The 16,828-nt window shown below is 58.5% G+C and carries 17 protein-coding genes; 6 read left to right on the top strand and 11 right to left on the bottom strand.

Annotated elements, in window-relative coordinates:
• Positions 1-39 precede the first annotated feature (39 nt).
• Entirely contained in the window at positions 40-1,692 is a 1,653-nt protein-coding gene (locus tag AC2FIT_RS04635; RefSeq protein ID WP_496827085.1) for a DUF6504 family protein, read from the top strand.
• 3 nt (positions 1,693-1,695) lie between these two features.
• Here AC2FIT_RS04635 and AC2FIT_RS04640 read toward each other — a convergent pair whose 3' ends face one another.
• Positions 1,696-2,421 carry an SDR family NAD(P)-dependent oxidoreductase gene (locus AC2FIT_RS04640; RefSeq protein WP_496827087.1) on the bottom strand — a complete coding sequence of 242 codons (726 nt, stop codon included), beginning with the start codon at positions 2,419-2,421 and terminating at the stop codon, positions 1,696-1,698.
• Positions 2,422-2,586: 165 nt separating this feature from the next.
• Between AC2FIT_RS04640 and AC2FIT_RS04645 the strand changes: the two genes are divergently transcribed.
• Genes AC2FIT_RS04645 through AC2FIT_RS04665 form a run of 5 tightly spaced genes read left to right on the top strand, consistent with a single transcriptional unit; the run spans position 2,587 to position 6,793 of the window.
• Entirely contained in the window at positions 2,587-3,909 is a 1,323-nt protein-coding gene (locus AC2FIT_RS04645) for an NAD(P)/FAD-dependent oxidoreductase (protein ID WP_496827089.1), read from the top strand.
• Positions 3,872-4,417, top strand: a complete 546-nt coding sequence (locus AC2FIT_RS04650) for a hypothetical protein (RefSeq protein ID WP_496827091.1) — start codon at positions 3,872-3,874, stop codon at positions 4,415-4,417. The genes AC2FIT_RS04645 and AC2FIT_RS04650 overlap by 38 nt, the downstream gene beginning before the upstream one ends.
• A complete protein-coding gene (locus tag AC2FIT_RS04655) occupies positions 4,417-5,640 on the top strand; it encodes an MFS transporter (RefSeq protein WP_496827093.1) in 1,224 nt (407 codons plus the stop codon). The genes AC2FIT_RS04650 and AC2FIT_RS04655 overlap by 1 nt, the downstream gene beginning before the upstream one ends.
• A complete protein-coding gene (locus AC2FIT_RS04660; RefSeq protein ID WP_496827095.1) occupies positions 5,637-6,254 on the top strand; it encodes a DUF3833 domain-containing protein in 618 nt (205 codons plus the stop codon). Before AC2FIT_RS04655 ends, AC2FIT_RS04660 begins: the two co-directional genes overlap by 4 nt.
• A complete protein-coding gene (locus tag AC2FIT_RS04665; protein WP_496827097.1) occupies positions 6,251-6,793 on the top strand; it encodes a DUF3833 domain-containing protein in 543 nt (180 codons plus the stop codon). Before AC2FIT_RS04660 ends, AC2FIT_RS04665 begins: the two co-directional genes overlap by 4 nt.
• A 57-nt stretch (positions 6,794-6,850) precedes the next feature.
• Here the strand turns inward: AC2FIT_RS04665 and AC2FIT_RS04670 are convergent, their stop codons facing one another.
• From AC2FIT_RS04670 to AC2FIT_RS04715, 10 genes are all read right to left on the bottom strand, one after another.
• Entirely contained in the window at positions 6,851-7,873 is a 1,023-nt protein-coding gene (locus AC2FIT_RS04670) for a porin (protein WP_496827099.1), read from the bottom strand.
• A gap of 371 nt (positions 7,874-8,244) precedes the next feature.
• On the bottom strand, positions 8,245-9,402 hold the full coding sequence (locus AC2FIT_RS04675) for an energy transducer TonB family protein (RefSeq protein WP_496827101.1): 1,158 nt from the start codon (positions 9,400-9,402) through the stop codon (positions 8,245-8,247).
• Entirely contained in the window at positions 9,399-9,776 is a 378-nt protein-coding gene (locus AC2FIT_RS04680; protein ID WP_496827103.1) for an ExbD/TolR family protein, read from the bottom strand. The genes AC2FIT_RS04675 and AC2FIT_RS04680 overlap by 4 nt, the downstream gene beginning before the upstream one ends.
• Entirely contained in the window at positions 9,773-10,138 is a 366-nt protein-coding gene (locus tag AC2FIT_RS04685) for an ExbD/TolR family protein (RefSeq protein ID WP_224891179.1), read from the bottom strand. Before AC2FIT_RS04685 ends, AC2FIT_RS04680 begins: the two co-directional genes overlap by 4 nt.
• On the bottom strand, positions 10,131-10,796 hold the full coding sequence (locus AC2FIT_RS04690) for a MotA/TolQ/ExbB proton channel family protein (RefSeq protein ID WP_496827106.1): 666 nt from the start codon (positions 10,794-10,796) through the stop codon (positions 10,131-10,133). Before AC2FIT_RS04690 ends, AC2FIT_RS04685 begins: the two co-directional genes overlap by 8 nt.
• Positions 10,793-11,221, bottom strand: a complete 429-nt coding sequence (locus AC2FIT_RS04695) for a hypothetical protein (RefSeq protein WP_496827108.1) — start codon at positions 11,219-11,221, stop codon at positions 10,793-10,795. The genes AC2FIT_RS04690 and AC2FIT_RS04695 overlap by 4 nt, the downstream gene beginning before the upstream one ends.
• Positions 11,222-11,384: 163 nt before the next feature.
• Positions 11,385-13,934 carry a glycoside hydrolase family 9 protein gene (locus tag AC2FIT_RS04700; RefSeq protein ID WP_496827110.1) on the bottom strand — a complete coding sequence of 850 codons (2,550 nt, stop codon included), beginning with the start codon at positions 13,932-13,934 and terminating at the stop codon, positions 11,385-11,387.
• 3 nt (positions 13,935-13,937) lie between these two features.
• Positions 13,938-14,900, bottom strand: a complete 963-nt coding sequence (locus AC2FIT_RS04705) for a glycosyltransferase family 2 protein (protein WP_496827112.1) — start codon at positions 14,898-14,900, stop codon at positions 13,938-13,940.
• A gap of 1 nt (position 14,901) precedes the next feature.
• Positions 14,902-15,906 (bottom strand): glycosyltransferase family 2 protein, encoded by a 1,005-nt coding sequence (locus tag AC2FIT_RS04710; RefSeq protein WP_496827114.1) that lies wholly within the window; start codon positions 15,904-15,906, stop codon positions 14,902-14,904.
• Positions 15,857-16,828: a sulfotransferase family protein gene (locus AC2FIT_RS04715; RefSeq protein ID WP_496827116.1), complete on the bottom strand. Its 972-nt coding sequence runs from the start codon at positions 16,826-16,828 to the stop codon at positions 15,857-15,859. The genes AC2FIT_RS04710 and AC2FIT_RS04715 overlap by 50 nt, the downstream gene beginning before the upstream one ends.

Here is a 16,828-nt window from a genome sequence, read left to right on the forward strand (position 1 = left end):
TCATTTAGAACAAAGTAAGAACATTTTGATGTCTGCCCGATGCCAAAACGCCGAATATTATCCCTGTGGTTTCCCCGTTTGGGGGCTGAACGGCTGATCCGCGCTGCGCGGGGGCTGCAGGATGGGCCTTTGGCTGTGGTGGCGGAACAATCGAATATGCAGGTTATCACGTCACTGAACGCCGAAGCCCAGTCCGCCGGTTTGCGCGTTGGCCAGCCCGTGCGCGATGCCCATGCCATGTGCGCAAACCTTGTGACACGCCCCCGCAACACCCCGGCCGAGGCTGCATTTCTGACCGCGCTGCGCCGCTGGGCGGGCAAGTTCAGCCCGTGGGTCGCCGAAGAATCCCCCGATGGCCTGATCGTCGACCTGTCGGGCTGCGCGCATCTGTTTGGCGGGGAAGAGGCGCTGCTGAACGTTCTTGAGGTCGACTGCGCCGATATGGGCCTGAGTGTGCAGATGGGCATCGCCGACACGCTGGGCGCGGCCTGGGCTTTGGCGCGCTATGCCGGGCAAGAGGCCACATCCGACCGCAACGGCGACGCCATCAGCCAAGAGGCACGCGCCACCCGCGCCCGGGCGGGCAAGCGGCGGCACTGGACCAAGGGCGGGACTGCGCCGCAGGTGATGGCCCTGGGCGGCGGCGCGCGGATTGCCGCGCCGGGGCAGTCCTATGGCGCGCTCAGCCCCCTGCCCATCGCGGCGCTGCGGCTTGAGGATCAGGTGGTCGCGCAGTTGAACCGCTTGGGGCTGCGCCGGATTGGCGATCTGCTGGGTCAGCCGCGCGCGTCGTTGGCCCGCCGCTTCGGGCGCGGGCTGGTCCTGCGGCTGGATCAGGCCATGGGCAGCGCGCCCGAGCCTGTCTCGCCCGCGCGGTCCCCGCATCACTTTGCGGTGCGGATGACGCTGCCCAATCCGATCGGCCTGATCGAGGACGTGATGGCCGCCATCGACCGGATGCTGCCGACGCTCTGCACCAAGCTGGAAGAAAAGGGGCGCGGCGTGCGGACATTACGGCTGGAGGCGCATCGCGCCGATCAGGCGGCTGAGATTGTCGAGGTCGGTCTGGCCCGTCCAACCTATGACAAACACCGTATTCGCCCTTTGTTAGAGATGAAAATCGACAAGATCGATGCGGGCTATGGTATCGACATGCTGCGGCTTGAGGCGATCCAGTCCGAGCCTATCCACGCCCGTACTATGGCAGGCCATGCCGAGGCCCGCCGCGTGGCCCGCGAGCGATTGGAAGGCAATACAGCCGTCGATGACCTCATCGGCAAGCTGGGCGCTCGGGTTGGGTTAGAGGCGATCACACGACACCATCCCGTGGCCTCTCATATTCCCGAAAAAACCGCGCAGACGCTGGCGGCTGCATGGTCGGAACCGGCACACGACTGGCCCCCGTCGCCCCGCCCGCGACCCTTGCTGATGTGGCAGCCCGAACCGGTCATGGCCCCGGAAACCCCGACAGTGCCCAGCGCCTTTCGCTGGCGTGGGCGTGATTGGCAACTGGCGCAGGCCAGCGGCCCAGAGCGGATCGCACCGGAATGGTGGCTGGACGACCCCAATTGGCGCAGCGGGGTCCGGGATTACTGGGTGGTGGTGACGGAACAGGGGGAGCGGCTGTGGCTGTTCTACGGCCATGGCGGCACCATGTCGGCAGGCTGGTTCTGTCAGGGGCAGTTTGGTTAGCGTCTATTTCCCCCGATAAACCAAAAGATCCGGCAAGTAATCCAGCAAGCGAATTCCCCAGGAAAACGGCGCTGGAAAGTCCGTGCGAAAGCGGCGCCGCGACATAGCCTTGGCCACCCGTTCGGCAGCATCTTCGGGCGTCATCAGCATCGGCATCTTGAAATCGTTCTTCTCGGTCAGTCGGGTCTTGATGAAACCCGGATTGACGATCCGCACGGTTACGCCTGTCCCGGCAAGATCGAACCGCATCGTCTCTGCCAGAGAAATCAGGGCTGCTTTGCTGGCCGCATACCCCACGGCTCCGGGCAACCCACGATATCCTGAAAGCGATCCGATCAAGGTGATATCCCCCCGGCCCGAGCGCACAAATCCCGGCACTGTTTCACCCAGGACCCGCAACGCGCCAGTATAGTTCACGTCCGTCATCGACAATACCGCCTCGGTATCCCAATCGGCCGTGCGCATCGGCTCATAAGCGCCCGCGTTATAGACCAGCCCGTCCACCTCATCGACCTCGACCGCAGCGCGGCGCACGGCGTCCAGATCGGTGACGTCAAACGGTACGGATTGCGCATTGGGCAGCGTATCGCAGATTTCAGTCAGGCGGTCTGCATTTCGGGCAGACAGGATCAGCCGCGCGCCCTGACGGCTTAACGTCTCAGCCAGCGCGTGGCCCAACCCTTCGCTGGCGCCAATAATCCAATAGGTTTTCCCGCTGAAACTACTCATACCTCATCCGTGTTTGTTGTCATGCAGGTTCTACGATTGGGCAAAACGGATGGATCACATCCCAGGCATCAGCGCTTCAGCCCACCGAGAAAACATTCAATACGATTGATCCATCCGCGCATACGATGCGTATCTTATTGTAAAATGTCGCATATAGAGGATGGCATGTTCGACGAAACCCGAGGCGTACGCAAGAAAATCGCAGTAGTAGGTGCAGGTATCTCCGGTCTGTCGGCTGCTTACTATCTTTCAGAAAACAACGATGTGACCGTGTTCGAGGCCGAGCCGCGGCTTGGCGGACACGCGCGCACTGTGCTTGCTGGCAAGAACGGGGATCAGCCTGTCGATACCGGCTTTATTGTCTTCAACTATGCCACATATCCTTACCTGACACGTCTGTTTGACGAACTGAACGTGCCGGTCATCAAATCTGAAATGAGTTTCGGGGCCACGATCGACGATGGCCGCATCGAGTACGGTCTGAACAACCTGCGCACCCTGACGGCGCAGAAACGCAACCTCGCGCGACCGGCCTATTACAAGATGATTGCGGACATTGTACGGTTCGGAAAAGAAGCCCCCGAGGCCGCCAAGGATGATGACACCACGATCGGAGAGTTGGTCGATCAGCTTCGCCTTGGATATTGGTTTCGCCACAATTACCTGATGCCAATGTGCGGCGCCATCTGGTCCACCCCGGTAGAGTTTGTCGACCAGTTCCCAGCCCGCTCTTTGGTGCAGTTCTTTCGCAATCATGCCCTGTTGGCGAGCGGACGGGCCAATCAGCATCAGTGGTACACGGTCAAAGGCGGAAGTATCGAATACGTCCGCCGGATTGATGCTGCTTTGCGGGCGCGCGGCAGTGAAATACGCCTGGCCTGCCCGGTTGATCGCATCCACCGGGACGATACCGGAGTGACGGTACACAGCCAGGGACAAGCTGATTTGTTCGATGAGATCATTCTAGCCACGCACTCCGATCAATCGCTGTCTATTCTAGGTGAGGCCGCAACGGATGCAGAAAAGGCTGCATTAGGGTCTATCCGTTATCAGCCCAACACCGCGATTTTGCACTGTGACCCGGGCCAGATGCCACGGCGGCGCGCCTGCTGGTCAAGCTGGACCTATCGGTCACAAGCCGGAAATGTCGGTGTGACATATTGGATGAACCGGCTACAGAACATTCCGGACAGCGATCCGCTGTTCGTGACGCTGAACGCGTCATCGGAAATTCCCGCGGATAAAATCTATGACAAGGTCGAATTTGCCCATCCGGTATTCGATAAAGCCGCCCTGAAAGCCCAGGGGCAAATCCGCGAGATGCAGGGACAGAATCGAACTTGGTTTGCCGGCGCCTACAATCGGCACGGCTTTCACGAAGATGGGATTGCCAGCGCGATGCATGTTGTTGAGCGTCTGAATGGCAACCCGCAAACACTCGGAGCTGACAATGGTACGCTTGAAAAAGACCCGGTCATTCCTGCTTAGGCTGATACCTGACGCTTGCCGTGCGGTGCTGGTTTCCTTGGTGATACTGGCTCCGGGAGGGCTTGCTGCGTCTCCTATCAATCAGACGCTTTCTGACGCGCAGCTCAAGGGCAGTGCGACATTTCGATTTTTGGGTGTACCTGTTTACGACGCCAAGCTTTTCACGCCCGCGGGCGACGCGTTTAGCTGGAATGAAGACTTTGGCATACAGTTGACCTACCGCAAGAACCTGAAACAAAAAGCCCTGGTCGAGTCGACACTGGATGAGATGGCGCGTCAGGGCAACCCTGTGCCCACCGCAGGTCAATTGGAGCAGTGTTTCCAAGGCGTCAGCCGGGGCGATAATTACGTCGCAATCTCGGAAGGTGCGAACCAGGTTGGATTTTGGCGCAACGGCCAAAAAACCTGCACCCTGTCCTACCCGGGGGCCAAGCGGGCCTTCATGTCCATCTTCCTTGGCAATGACACAAGATCAGCCAGCTTCACCCGGCAATTGAAAGGCCAGTGATGCTTTACCCCCGAGTCAGCCTATACGCCCTGATGTTGGCGGCAGCAGGTATTCCGTTGTATATCCATTTGCCGCGATTTGCCGCCGTCAATCTGGGCATCGGATTGGCTGTGATCGGTACCGTGCTGCTGGTAATCCGACTGGTCGATCTGGTGCAGGATCCGCTGATCGGTTGGGCCATCGACCGTTGGCCCCGCGCGCAAGCCCTGTTTGCTGCTGTCGCTGCATTCGGGCTGGCGCTGGGTTTTCCCTTGCTGTTTGGTTTACCCGAGGGGGCAAGTATCGCTGCATTAGTGTCTGTTTTGATCCTTTTGTTCTCGGCCTACAGCGTTGGCACCATATTATTGTATGGCCGAAGCGCAACCTTGGCAAAACGCACTGACCCGAAGGAACTTATGACACTGGCCGCCTGGCGCGAAGGCGGACAATTGACCGGAGTTGTCCTCGCGGCTAGCGCCCCAGCCTTGTTCGTGGCATTCGGCGCCAGCGCACAGGGCTATCCAGCGTTTGGTCTGTTTCTGGGAGTACTGGCGATCTTTACCCTGATCATGACGCTTCCAATGTGGCGTCGCGCACCGATCACGGGTGAAGGTTTGTCAGTTTCAGGGCTTGGTCAAGCGGGCGCCCTACGCCTTTTGTTTCTGGCGTTGATCAACAGCCTGCCAGTTGCCATCACATCAACTCTGTTTCTGTTCTTTGTGGAAGACCGCCTGCAACTGTCTGGTAAAGCCGGACCGCTGTTGATCCTGTTTTTCCTAAGCGCTGGGGCGACCGTGCCGCTCTGGGCTAAACTCAGCAACCGAATTGGCGCGAAACAAACATTGATGATTGCCATGCCCCTATCGATCGCTGGTTTTGTCGGCGCTGCCATGTTGTCGTCGGGGAACCTGACAGGCTTTGCCCTGATCTGCCTCGCCTCAGGTGCGGCGCTTGGGGCGGATATGGTGGTGCTGCCCGCCATGTTTTCGGTCGTGCTGACGCGTGCGGGGCTGAACGCCTCGGCCGCGTTTGGCATCTGGTCATTTGCAGGCAAGCTGGGCCTTGCGCTTGCTGCTTTTTTCACCTTGCCGCTGCTGGAGCGCAGCGGTTTCACGCCGGGGCAGGCGAATTCCGCCGAAGCCTTGCGGACACTCACCATCGCGTATGCCGTACTACCCTGCATACTGAAACTTGGCGCGTTCGGGTTGGTCCTGACGTTGCCCACGGAGGTTACAGCCAAATGAATACGCTTGTTGTTTTCTTGCTCGCAATCCTCGTTCTTCTAGTCGTCAAGAACCGTTTCCTGAGCTTCAGATCGCAATCACCCTCCGATTATTCCGGCACCGGGCCTGAATTCAGAATCAAAGAGGTTCTGAACGGCGAAATATTGTCCGAAGGGTTGATCTATGGACCCAACGGCAAGATGTCGAACAGTTTCGTCGCCCGCATGGTCGGGGAATGGAACGGAAACACCGGTACACTGGCCGAGTATTTCACCTACTCTAACGGCAAGAAAATGACACGGAAATGGCATCTGACGCTTGGGACCGGCAACACGTTTACCGCTACGGCAGATGATATCGTGGGCGAAGGCAAAGGAACCATATCGGGTTCGACCGTCAAGCTAACCTATCGCATCATCCTGCCGCAGGACGCGGGCGGGCACACGCTTGATGTCACCGATTGGATGTATCTGACTGAAAATGGCGTGATCATGAACCGTTCGGAAATGCGCAAGTTTGGCCTCAAGGTTGCTGAACTGGTTGCTACAATGCGTCCGGCACCGGATACCAAAACCGCACATGTCAGCGGCGGCAATGGATATGACGCGGCGGCAGAGTCGAGGGTCGTTCAATGATTGCTCGCCGCGTTCTGATCCTGGGTTTTGCCATAGCGGGGCTCGCGGCTTTGGCCGCCTGTTCCGCGAAACCGCGCGTCCCCAAGACATTTCTGTCCGACCGGCAACTGAACCTTGAAGAGTTCTTTGAGGGAAAGACTGTTGCCTACGGTCAGTTTCAGGATGTTCTGGGCAATGTACCCCGCCGCTTTACTGTCGACATTGACGGAACGTGGGATGGCGAAGCCCTGACCTTGGTCGAGGATTTCGTCTATGATGATGGCGCCACCGAACAACGCATATGGACACTTACCAAAACCGGCGAAGACACCTGGACCGGTACTGCACCCGGCGTTCTGGGCACCGCCAGCGGGATCGAGCGTGGCGATACGTTCAATTGGAAATATAAGATCGACCTACCGGTCAAAGACGGAACGATGCGCGTGAACTTCGACGATTGGATGTGGCTGCTGACGGATGATCGTCTGCTGAACCGCGCCTATGTCTCGCGCTTCGGCGTCCGTCTGGGCGAGGTTATCTTGTTTTTTGAAAAGAAATAGGCGGAAAAAAGGGCGGGTTCGAAAACCCGCCCTTTTACATAATCAGCTTAGGTCAACTTAAAAGTTGAACCGGACACCCAAGTCGGCACGGATAATACCGTCCTCATCGCCATCTTTGATCTCGCCGACACCGCCGCGCAGAGACGCGCCGCCACCCAGATCATAGATTGCGCCGGCACCGATGAAACGCTGGTCATCATCAGCCGAACCGTCACCGTATGCCAGTTCCAGCGTGGTCGCAGCACCTACGTTATAGGCAACCGAGAAACCGTACGCAGTGCCGTCTTCGTCGTCGTTTTCAACATCATCATCGGCCAAGAACAGTGTGCCGTAGAAATCTCCCATATCTACACCCAGGGTGAAGAGGGCCAGGCTCTCATCACCGCCAGTTGCGAGGTCGGTTTCACCGTAGAGCAACGATGCAGTAATGATGTCGTTAAAAGTGTAGCTCGCACCGACATCCCAACGGTCTGCACTGTCTTTTCCGCCGTTAACAGCAATCGTATTTTGGTCATACGATCCGTATACGGACAAATCACCGACGCTATATTTGACAAATACAGCGTTCGCGCCAGAGCCGGTCGAGGTGTACTCGAGGAAGCTATAGTTCACGCCCGAATACTGCCCCAGGAAGTCTTCCAGGCCGATTTCGGTGCCGAAATAGTCGTCCAAGTTGTCGAACGAACCAGCAACGTTACCTGCGTCAACGCGCAGACCACCGTAGATGACTGAGAAGCGAGCTCCGTTCAGACCAGCCTTTTGCTGTTCGCCGGTCGAAGGAGTGTCGTCGGCTTGCAGGCGAACACGGGCTTCAAAGCGAATGCCACTGTCCGTCTCGGTGTAGCCATCAATGCTCAGGCGGAACCGCGATATCAGGGCGGTGTTGTCGGTATCCACAGTGGCTTCAGTTGTTGTCGTGATCACGCCGCCAGATGTGACGAAGTTGTCAACGGTGCCGGTACGGTCTTCGACGTAGCCAAGACCAAAACGGGCATAGCCGCTAAAGTTGACGCCTGATTCAGCCGCTGCAACGCTTGCGGTCGCCATCAGAGCGGTCGATGCAATGAGAATCTTTTTCATGGTAGTTCCATTTACTTTGAGAGGAGTCGCCACAGAGCGTGACGGACTGCCTAATCGAACAAACTCGACGGCCAGGCAACCGCACGGGAATTGTTGAACGTCTCGGCGCGAAACTTGCGTTGCACCTTTGCATACGGCCTAAGACGAGAAATTCTCTTAATTGTTTATTTTCAATTACTTGAAGGATTTCACAATCTTTTAACAAGAAGTTGAATGCAGAAAAACGGTCATTGGTCTTTAAATTTGCAAAACAATAGCATTTGGCTCGCTGCTCTCGTTTTCGTTGAAAAAAAACACATCTACGCGAGGAAGGAACCGCCCCGACCAAAGGCGGAAGCTATGTCGAATCATGTTGAGACCGGCGTGTCCGATTAGTTGCTTGAGTATACAAAGGACAGCTTGCGGCTCACGCCTCCGGGTGGTTTGGGAAAGGGTGAGGCCGCACGGACCTGCGCCTTGGCGGCGCGCTCGACATCCGGTGTCCCGTTGCTGTCTACGACATCAACCCAGGCAAGGGTTCCGTCCGGATTGATTTCGAAGAACACTTTCGCAAACCCGCGCGCTGCCGTGTACACGATCGGCGCGCGGTTCAGGTGGACCAGAACCCGCCCGGCATAGTTGGTTCTGTCCGAGTTTCCGGGTCCGCGCCCTCCGGACCGGGTTCCGCTATCGCCCGAGGTGAATGTATCGACACCCCGGCGCCTGTAGGTGGTCAGAGGCGATTCAATTTCACGGGACGGGAACCGAAGGGCACTAAAATCGCGGGCTCCGTTCAATGTTCCCTGTCGGTCAGGCTGCGAAGGTCGATCCGAACGCGGCGGGCGGATCGAAGAGGTTACGGCCAGCTCTGAATTTTCCGTGTTCTCAGATGCCTCTGGCACTGGCTCGACCGGCGTTGCGGCAATTTCAGCCTCGTCCGTCTCGCTTTCCAATGGAACAACGGGAACGACCGATGGCACAGTTTCGTCGGTCGAGTCCGGCAGGGCGGCAAGCTGCTCGGTCTCGGCAGGTTGGGATGCGACAGGAAGCTCATTGACCGGCTCGGTAACTTCGGGGTTGCCCTCGGGTGGTTCAACAGCTTCTGCGGTCTCAGATGGTGTTTCGTCCGCGTCGTCACTGGCGCTCTGGTCACCGTCGGTAGTATCTTCGGATTCGGGAGCGTCAGCCTCGACCGGCTCGGGTGCGACAGGCTGCAATACCTCTGAGGTACCTGTATCCGGCGCAAATGTGCGCTGTGGATTGTCCGAGGCCACGTGAACCTCGCTGGTCGGAATCTCAGCGGGTTCGGGCGCGGGTTCGGGCGGTTCGTCGACAGGCGGTTCGGGTGCTTCCGCCGGTTGCGGTTCAACCGGCTCCGCAACAGCGTCGACCAGATCCTCAAAGCTGTTTCCAAGCTCAACCTTATCTGGCGCACCGCTGGCGGTTGGCTGGTCTGCCAATCTGGGCGCGGTCAGACTTAGCCCCATCAGGTGCAGCAACAACGACAGCAGAGCAGCAAAGCCCGCAACGATCACGGACCCCCGGATCATTCCAGTGCCTTTTCAGTGACAACAAACACCGACGTTGCTCCAAGTCGGCGCAGCGCGCCTGTCACCTCCATCAGCCGGGCACCCGATGCGTCACGATCAGGAACGATACGCACCGGGCCGGGGTCGCGCTCAGCCATGTAGGCTTCGGGGTCTACTGGCATGCCCCGAAAGCTGAGTCGCCCATCCCGATGCAGCACCAGCGCGTCTGGTGGCTCGCGCCCCTCGAGTTCGGATGTATCGACAAGACTCAGGTCAGGGTCCAATGGTGTGGCCACCGTACCCGCGATCAAGAAAAAGATCAGCATCAGAAACACGACATTGATCAGCGCAATAGTCGAGTCGCGTTTGCGGCGGGGGCGGCTATAGCGGATCATTCCAGCACCAACACACTCAGACCTTCACGCCCGCGCAGCAGAACCAGCACGTCCACCAGCCGCTGTGCCGTCGTGTCGGGATCAAGGTCGATCAAAACCTGACCTGTTGTCACCTGCGCCGTCAGGTCGTCCAGTGTTACCGGCGCACCGTTCAGAACCAGCCTGTCAGCCCCCAACTGAACAAACGCTCGGTCCTGAGGCACGTCAGACGTCGCGCCACCGGCTGTCGCGTTGCTCAACTCAATCTCACCATACTTGGAAAAGGTCGAGGTCAGCATGAAGAACAACAACAGCAGAAAGATCACGTCGATGAGCGGCGTCATCGCCAGCGGCCGTCTGACAAAGGGCGCGATGTTACGCATGTCCGGGCGTGGTCGCCATGCTCTGCGCGTTTTCGGTCAACGGGATCGCTTGCCCCGGCACCAGAACGGTGCGCAACGCCTTATCGGCAAAAACCCGTTCGCGCGCGGTGCGGCTTTCGAACCAGGACAACACCATCGAGGTTGGCATTGCCACGGCAAGCCCCACAGCGGTCGTTACCAGCGCCACCCAGATACCCCCCGCCAGCAGCGAGGGGTCGATCGAGGAGCCCGCAGCTTGCAGGCTACGGAACGCTTCGATCATGCCCAACACGGTTCCAAACAAACCCAGCAAGGGCGCCAGTTGCGCCACCGTGTCCAGCAGGCGAAAGCCGCGTTCAAGCCCGGCCAGCGCCAGCCCCGCCTCTGCGTCCAATCGCTGATCCAGACCGGGCGTGTCGGGCGCATCCATCGCAACACCGACGAGCGGCGCAAGATAGCTGTGGCTTTCTGCCAGCCGCGCGCGGGCGGTCTGTTTGTCCCCGGCATCCCAGGCCTGCAACGCCTGCGATAGCACCCGGTGCCGCCCTACACCTGATGCGGCGAACTGCCAAAGCTTGTAAAACGTGACGGCCAGCGTCACCACGGACATGGCGATCAGGACTGCCACCACCGGCCCGCCAAGGGTCAGGATTTCGCGCAGGGCGTCAAGAATATTCATCCCAAAAGCTCCACTTCTGTACGGCTGTTCAGGGTCGGTGTTTCGTCGCAGATATCGCTTTCTGCGCCTTCGACGGTACAGCCGCTTAACCCATTTATCAGAACGCGCCCGAGGTTTTCACAGGACAGGCCGCGCACATCGAACTGGCGCACGCGTGGACGCTGCGCCGGGAGATCCCTGAACCCAAAAAGGGTCAGGCGTTCAAACACACCCGACACATCGAAGATCACCACCTGGTAATTGGCCGTATCAATCGCCGTTTCAGTTTCGTTTTCGACCAGAAAAGTCAGCCGACAGGCACCTTCGACAGTCTCAACTGCGTTCAGCTCGATCATGAGCCCCGGCGCATCTTGCGTGGATTGAGCCTGAGCCGCAAAGGGCAGCGCACAGAGAAGAGCTGCAAACACCGGACGACGATACTTCATGAATGCGCTCCTGGTTAACTGAGTCAGACTAGGCTCTGACGGCGCTGCAACCGTCTTATCCAAGACCGCTGGGGCGCGAAAGGGTTGCTGCTGCCTATATGATAAAGAGCGATTTTTGGCCCGTTCAACCCTGTCAGGGCAGCAAGGTCTGCGATGAAAAATGTCACTGAGACGGTTCAGGACTTCCCGCGTTAACCATGGCACAGGCTACCAGCCATTCCAACGCGTTGGACTTTACCCCATGTTCAGAGCAGATCGCGATGCTTTGGCTTTCAAATATCTGCGCATAAATCGGCCAGTCGTCTTGATCGGGTGGGTAAATCGCGTCTGACGTCTTGCGCTGTTCCCATTTGTGCAGCTTGCCACCTGCGACGCCAAAGCTGATCTGCCCGGGTATCGGAGGTTTACCGTTTTCATCTGTCATCAGCGGGTCGGCGAAGTCCCGGTGTCCCAACCCCTGCACAAAACTGGTGTTCGACGGATTGCAACCCAGGCCGAACCACATCCCTTCGGTCACGGCATCCGACATTTCCTGTGTCAACTGTTTGCTCATCGAGAAGAACATCGCGATTTCTCCGGCCCGCCAGTTGGATCCCGGACCAAACCGCAGCCAACCCCGCCCCCAAGGATAGGTGCCGGTATTGTGCAGGCCGAAATCAGCCCCCATGCGTTCCGAGCGTCTGGCGCGATACCTGATCCAACCTTCGATTGCGTCAACAATCTCGGGATCTGCCAGCTTACCATCCCGCGCCGCCAGCACGTATTCGAGGTAAGCGTGGGAGTATATTCCCCTTTTGACCCCCTCCGCCGGGGACTCGGCCCGTGGTACAAAGGGGTTGTGCGCTTCGAACACATCGCGGGCCGCTGTATCGCCGCTGGCCCGATATACAACTGCGGCCGAGGCCACGCGTGACCGATTGATGACTTCGACCGCCTCGGGGTCGCGCGGTTCGGCAGTGTCGGAGAGAAAATCCTGTTCTGCCCAGTGCCAGGCGCGCGTAGCCTCTTGTATCAAGGCGTCGCCCAGTGCGGGATCACCGCAAACCTGTTTGATGACATGACCCAGCTTTGCCGCGCTCAGCGCGAAATTGTATGCGGCCCAGTCCTCGGAGGCGTAGGCATAGGTCAGTTGCACGGGGTTCCATGACACCGATCCGAAAATCCCCGGGTTTGAATACTCCACGCCACCGATAATCGCCCCGTCTTTTCCCTGGGTTCTGCGCCATAATGAGATGCCCCATAGCGCCTCATGAATAAGGTCAGGCAAAACAGTCATCCCGTCGCCGCGATCAGTCGCGTCCTTGCGTGCCTTTACATCAGGATGAGCGAACGCCTTGCCACTTTCGGGCAGGTTCAGGTGTAGCGCGCGGGTATAGTCGAAAGCCTCGATGATATTGGCCATGTGATAGACGACATCCATGTGTTGAATGCGCCGATCCCAGTCCCCGGCGTCATGCCATCCACCCCAGGCATCGGGATTGTCCTGTGCGCGTGCCGATACAGGAACATTGTCGAAACCAGTGACGCCCACGGGCTGTTCAGACAAAAGCCCACTTGCCCCGGCCTTGCTATACCCTTCACCGGTGTTGCCCAAGCGAATTTCGGTTTGCCAGACGGTCAGGCCATCCTCGGGGTGGCCGTTGCGCGGACGGGTCCGGCCTTCGCCGAAGGGTTCGGCGATCTCGCAGCCCGACCTTTGATGAAAATACCAACGCGCTGCAAGTCGCAGTGTTTCCACATAGGGCGCGGCTGAGACCCTGAACGGAAACGACCGACCGAAACCGTCGACCTGAAGGATGAATTCTCCGTCCTGATCTAGGTCCGAAAAATCCGCCTCGTATATGTCGCAGCCGTTGAAATTCTGATCGTTCCGATGCGGCTCGGACGCGGGTTTGGCAAGGGTCAGGCTGCCGGTGCGAACCGCCGCGCCGTCTGCGGTTGAAACGACTGCCCAAGTGGTATCCCGGGACAATAATGCATCGGTGCTGCCCGGTTGACCAACGTTGTTATGCCCCCACCATGCCCCGATGTAAGCTTTCTTAGGACCATTCAGCGGATAACCTGCGTGACACACATGCAGCGCTTCGTTGAAAAGTTCGGGCAACTTACGCTGCCTGACCGCTGGCACCGATGGCCCCTCAAGCACAACCAAGGCGCCCTCCGGGATTGCACGATCCAGCGTCAGGGTCAGATTGTGCCGCTTGGTACTTTCCCACTTGCGTTTCGCAACTGCTCTTGTGCGGATCGGAACAGATTTGCGATGGACCGACACGACATTCGCCGGACTTCCATCAATAGTGACGCGCCATTGGTCGGGCTGGTCAACAGGGATATGCTTTTGAAACGCTCCTGTGGTCATCTGGAACCCAGAACGCCGGGTGTCGCTGATGACCCTCGGCCATTCTGTGAACCTCTGCGGCAGCGAAGTATTTGCAAAACCCGAGAAATACCCTTCAACACCGTTGAGCTGCCCGAGCGATCCAAAACTATCCGTCGGATCGGGGTACCACGCGCGATCATCCCGCTGGGTTACCGGAATCACAGGCGAGATTTCAAACAACGTATCAATGACGGTGAGCTGAACGATGTCCTCACCAACGAACCCGACCACATCCTCGGTTTCAGGCTCGGCCAGGGCCATCTGGTTCAGAAACGGAACAGATACAGCAAGCGCAGTGCCCTGCAGCAAAACCGCACGTCGGGATATCCTCATCTGTCAGTTCCTCCCTTCGCTTTTACCGGGTGTGGCGGTCCCTTGATTTGCACGGCGGTCCAAACTCTGCAGGAACCGCCAGATCAGTTTTGGTCGCAGCAGGCTATCGGGATAAAGAACCGCGCCGCACACGCCTTCAAACACAGCGGTCGACTTGCGCCCATATTGGAATTGGTTGCGAACGCCTGACCAAAAGATATCAATCTGACGCTTGCGCAAAAGGCGACGAAGCCGAGACCCATACCGCGCCTTCATATCCGCATTGGCCGCAACCTTCTGAATGCTGGGCACACGGCGGGCAAAAACGGACCCACGCGCCTGATGATTGGCCCCGCTGGCCACCTGACGGTAACGCAGCAGCGGCGGCCCTTCGACCACAACGAACTCTCCCAGCAGCGCAAGACGACACCAGAATTCCCAATCTTCGCCTTTTACCAGGCTTTCATCATATCCGCCTACCCGCTTTGCGCTGTCAGTGCGAAGCGCCAGAGCACCGCCATTGACCACAAAATTCTTGCACAGCAGCGCGTCCAGTTGATCCTGAGCAGGAACCAGTGCCCTGTTATCCGTGCCGCGCATGACATGGCCGTCGACAGCCATACGCTGCACACCGGCCAGCGCGCCCACTGATTCGGTACATGTTAGCGTGTCATAATAGCGCTGCAACGCTTCGGGTTGCAGCAGATCGTCAGCATCAAGAAACAAGACAAAGGGTGTTTTCACTAGTGTTAGACCCAGATTTCGCGCTGCGCTGACACCCTTTGACGGGCCCTGCACCACGCGAAAACGGACGTCGCGCTGTATAAAGTCTTCAATGATGCGGGCCGTTCGGTCGGTAGAACCGTCATCGATGCAAATCACCTCGAATGCCCCAAAGCTCTGAGCGCTGACGCTTTCAAGCGTTTCAGCGATATACAGCTCCATGTTTCGGGCCGGGATGATGATCGAAAACGTGGTGTGCTGCATGTTATCGGCCTCCGACCCGGTCGACCTTTACGGCTGAGTTGCTGTATTCAGAGAACTCAAAACGCAACAAGCCGGCCATCATGCCCGCGCCCCTGAAAATTTCCAGCAGGCCGCGATACCATCTGGCCTGTGAGCCGAAGCCAAGACACAGGCACATCGCGCACCCCCACCCCAAAGCGCCAAGGCTTTTGACCACCCGCATCCCAACAGCCTTGCGCCGGATCAGGGCAATGCGGCTCAGCGTGTTGCCCTTACGAAACCAACGCCGCCCCAGCCACCGGATCGTGGTGCGGTTTTCGGGTATGTCATCCCAGACCAGAGCATCTGCCGCCGCGCGGATCGTGCCACCACCGTCGCGCAGACGGGTAAAGAACTCTTCGTCCTCTCCGCCCGTGATGTTGAAACGCGGATCAAAACGCAGCGCTCGGTCGCGGATGACGTCGGCCCGCACCATCGAGTTGTTGGTCGCTGCCGACACCAATTCCGCCCCTTGATCATAGGGTCCCATGCGAAACAGGTTCAAGGCATCAACCCAGTCCGGCGGGGCTTGCCTATAGCGCGGTTCAACCGGGCCCTGAACTGCCACGGTGTCGGGCAGGCGCATGGTTTTGAGCATTTCTGCCAGCCAGATTTGCGAAACCTCTTCGTCATCGTCGAGGAAAGCAACAAAATCGGCATCCCGAGGGACCTCGGACAAAGTGCGATTCCGTGCCGCCACGATACCGCGCGTCGGTTCGGTCACATAGATCACCGGCCATTTCGACAGGCTTTGGATATCCCCCAACGTGGCTTGAGCCGTGGCCTCGGGCGCGTTGTCGGCGATCACCAGCGTCACCTGCACCTGTTCATCGCTGATGGTTTGCGCGTTCAGGCTTTCGATCAAGGCCCGCAGACCCAGCGGACGCAGATACGTCGCGACGCAAATGGCCACATGCGGGCCGGGTTGTGTTCTGCGTTCACCGCTCATACCCGGCAAGCTCCAATGCGCGCCCTGCCAGTTTGTCAAACCGGGCTTTGTCTGCTTTCGACCATGCCGCCCAGCGCTTTACCGGATTAAAATCCGACGCTTTTGACTGCGGCTGCCAACGCGCATCGTCTGAAGCATTTGACCGCGACGACCCGCGCACTGGCAATTGATCGACCCTATCCCAGGGGAAAACTTCGGGGTTCAGCCCGGTATGGGCCAGCATGTTCGTAACAAAAAGCTGCGAGTCCGCGACGATATCCTCATACCGCACCACCAACGCGTCTTCGGTCTCATTCACGCCGCCTTCGGTGAAGGTTGTTATGGCTTCGGTTCCAAGTCGCCACTCATCCGCTAACTGGCGAAAAGTTTTACGGGCCAAAGAATATCGCGAAAAAGTATTGAGCGTTGAGTCCACGACATCGCGCCCATCCCTGAGACACAGGATCAGTTTGGCGTCCGGGAAGATATACGGCGCTAGGGTCAGGTTATGCACATGCGGGCACTTCAGCAGGATGTGCTCGCCCGGCGCCTGCGCCTGCAATTCCCGAAACCACGCCCCTGCCAACATTGCCAGCAGATCGTATTTCTCAAGAACCTCGCCGTTTCGCGGAAAATACCTTAGGAAATCCCGCGCAAACGCAGCTGCGTCATCCGCTGCATGCAGTAAGGGAAACTCATACAACCGCCCGGCATCCGCCGCCACATCCGGGTGCATAGCCACCAGATCACGTACGAAATTCGTGCCCGAGCGCGGCATGACCCCCAGCACGAGGATCGGAGTGTTGATCTTACCGCGTGCACCACGCGCCAAGGCTGCAAGGCGCGCGCCTTGTTCTGGGGAAATCGGTGGCAAGAAATCTTCGATGCTCAGAAACCGGGCACCGAGCAGGCGCCGCGCGACGTGGCCCATCTGGTTGATGCGCATCTCTCCGAAGATCTTGGCGGCCCGACTCAATCGCAT

This window comes from Ruegeria sp. YTSA135, from assembly GCF_059610165.1.